Annotated in this window: 2 protein-coding genes; both read left to right on the top strand. The window is 33.9% G+C overall.

Annotation, left to right across the window (positions count from 1 at the left end; genetic code table 11):
• The first annotated feature begins 128 nt into the window (after window positions 1-128).
• Entirely contained in the window at window positions 129-2420 is a 2292-nt protein-coding gene (locus ABT997_RS09505) for a hypothetical protein (RefSeq protein WP_350019236.1), read from the top strand.
• Window positions 2421-2546: 126 nt separating this feature from the next.
• Window positions 2547-3110 (top strand): CPBP family intramembrane glutamic endopeptidase, encoded by a 564-nt coding sequence (locus ABT997_RS09500; RefSeq protein ID WP_350019235.1) that lies wholly within the window; start codon window positions 2547-2549, stop codon window positions 3108-3110.
• The last annotated feature ends 219 nt before the right edge of the window (window positions 3111-3329 follow it).

Raw genomic sequence — 3329 nt, 5'->3', positions numbered from 1 at the left:
TCACACTGATTATGTAATCGGGCGTGTTTTTTGTCAAGCATTAAAACAGGCTTTTTCACATTTTTGTGAGAAGGCTTTTTATGTTGAGTTTTCTGAGTTGTTTTTAGAGAGAAATGGGGAGCTACAATATGCCTAACCATTTCTCAAACGAAGTTGACGGACAACTCAAGTTTTATCAAGATTATCTACCTCTTGTTGATAAAACTTTGAAAACAGATGATATTTTAACGGATTATACAGATGGTATTGTAAATGGAAATCTGATTGAATTTAAAGTTGTTATCAATGATATTAACACTGTTCTATTCCAAGCCATCAAATATCTATCCGCTCGGAGAATCAAAGGAAAAGAAATTCCCAAAAACATTCTGCTTGTGTCGCTAACGAATGAAAAAATCTACGTTTTTGATAGTCAGGAATATTTAATACATATCGAAAAAGTATATTTTGGTGGTGCAAGTGTAAAAACCTCTGGTTTTTCTTCTGATGCTCCTATTGAAGTTTTAGAATACGGTCAAAGTCAACTAGACGAAAGTCGTCTTATTACTTTACTACGTTCAAAGCAATATACAAAAATTAACATCGACGAAAACTGTATTGTTGGTTGGGCAGAACGTTTTTATCGTGAAAACAAAGGAGCTAAAAAGTCAGATTTTATCGGTGACCATACTGGTAAAGTTAAAATTATTGGTGAAATTCGGAAACCTGAGAAACTAAAAGAGTTTATCAATCCTTATATCGGTGAAACTAATGTTCAATTTCAATATTTGATGGATAAACTCAATGATAATTTGCAAAAGAAAAATTTAGGAGCTTTCTACACTCCTGAACCTTATGTTCAAAAGTCATTGGAGCTAGTCCGACAAGCTATTAAACGTGTTCCAGAAGGAAATGATTATATTATTTTGGATAGATGTGCCGGAACTGGAAACCTTGAGAAATTGATGAGCGACGAGGAATTAAGTCACTGTGTTCTTTCAACTATAGAATATTATGAATACAAAGTTCTGCTGGAATTGCTTGGAGATAAAGTCCGTCATATCATTCCACCAACTGAAAAAGAAGATACTTTTAATATGGGGCTAGTCCGAGGAGCGGATGCTCTTAGCGAGGAATATATCAATAATGAAATTATTCAACGCTATATCAACGACCCAAAAGTAACAATTATTTTGTATGAAAACCCACCCTACGCAGATACACGCAGTATAGAACATCAAAAAGCAAAAAAGACTTCATCATCATCTCAATGGAAACAAAGTTATTTAATGAAACAGATGAAACAAGAAATCAAGGGAATGGGTGTAAATGAGATGGGAAATATCTTTATTTGGAGTGGTTTCAAATATTATCTTCGTCAGCCTACTGATAGTTACATTATTTATAGCCCAATCAAATATTGGAAAGAAATTCATCTCATTGATAAAAAGTTTGAAAGAGGATTTGCTTTCAACCGAAGACATTTTCACACTAAAATTGATGCGTTAGTTTCTTGTATTCTTTGGTCAAATGTAGATGAAAAATTAGATAATATTACCCTTGAAGCATTCAATATAGCCAATAACGAAATCTTACAAGAAGAAGATTTAACCATCAATCGTATTTATACGAAATATAGTAATGTGTATTACGACAAACGGAAATTTAGTGACGATAAATTATCTGATTTTGTATTGGGGTTAAATGGAGCAAAATTAGTAGGCACGAATAAAATTACTTCTCAGACAATTATAAATAACAATCTAATTGGCTATTTGCGAGCTTCTGGAGTGAATTTTGACAATCCTGACTTAGCTTCTTCTCTACTAGTTGCTAGTCTATATAATGGTGCAGGGTATTTCCCATTAAGAAAAGACAATTTCATCGAAAAGCTCCCAATGTTTGCCGCCAGTCGCTACATTACTTATAATCGTCACTGGACACAGCGTGCTAATATTATGAAATCTGCTGATGGCGCTGAACGTTTTAATAAAGCTGTATCAAGTAACAAGATTGAACAAGACTTATTGAAAATTCTGCTCTTCACAACACTTGAAACGCAAAATCACATGAGAAGTTTATATGGTTCTGATGGACGATTCTACCGCAATGAGTTGTCACTGGATAACTCTAATGGAGATACGCTAGCAACAGTCAACTTAGCAAAATTGAAACAAGGTTCTAAAGAGACTGCTTTATTTGAACAATGGGAAAAAGTCCTAACAGAAGCTAAGAAAACGGAAAATTATAATTCTATATTGACGTATTCAGTTTATCAGATTATTGATGAACTTAACACATCTGAAAAAGATGAAAATGATAAAACAATCTATAACTATCCCGAATTAAACGGACACTTGAATACATTGAAAACAATGATAAAAGAATATTATAATTCTGAAATTGTGCCATTTTTATTTGAGTATGAATTTTTGAAATAAGCATAAAAAAGACGACTTCCGCTTGGAAGACGCCTTTTTGATATTCTCGTAAGCACTATATATTGTGTTTAGTGTAAACTGATATATAGTTCCCTTATTTTATTTTCGAGGATTCTTGCTAGTTGCTTGCATGTTCTCGTTGAGGGAGGTTCCGAGCCTCTCATTCTCTTGATATTCGCTTTGGTATCTGCTCTCTATATTTTTGGTTTGTGGAAATGGTACCAAAAGGGTTGGAAACTTGAGGTTAAAAAGACCAAACTGACGTCCACGATATGGTTACCCATTGGATTATTAGTTGGCTTTATTGCTCTTCAAGTCTTGGTCTCGGGTGAATCGTCTAATAATCAAAGAAGCATTGAGTTTTTCTTGGAGTTATTTCCTGCTTTCGTTTTTTTCTATATTATTTTTATTGCTCCCATTATTGAAGAATTCATAACTAGAGGCTTAATGGCCAAGTATCTATTTTCAAAGCAGGAAACCCTAGGACAGACCTTGCTCTATATTGCTCTTTCTTCTAGTTTATTTTCTTTTCTCCATCTTCCGTCTAGTCTAGGGCAATTTCTAACTTACTTTATAATGGGTTCAATTTTTGCTTTAGCGTATCTGACTAAGGAAGATATTCGTTATGCCATTGCCCTGCATATAGCAAATAACCTGATCGCTTCTCTCCTTATCTTCTTGCTTCAATAAAGAAGAATGGGGAGTAACATACCTACCAAATCAGCCCTTTCCAAATCTGGAAAGGACTGATTTGTTTATTTGAGATAGTTTCTTCTGCAGCAAGGCTAATTTTTAGCATGAAAAAACAAAAAAACCTTTCCGTCTGGAAAGGTTCAGATTGAAGACAAAGTCCTTAGACCATAAGTTTCTAAGGGCTTTTATTTGTGTAAAGTCGTATAATAGAGGTAA

It is taken from the genome of Streptococcus australis, assembly GCF_040226615.1.
In the GTDB taxonomy this organism is placed as follows: Bacteria; Bacillota; Bacilli; order Lactobacillales; family Streptococcaceae; genus Streptococcus; species Streptococcus australis_E.
Note: the sequence above shows the minus strand (reverse complement) of the source record. Positions and strands in the feature narration are given on the sequence as shown.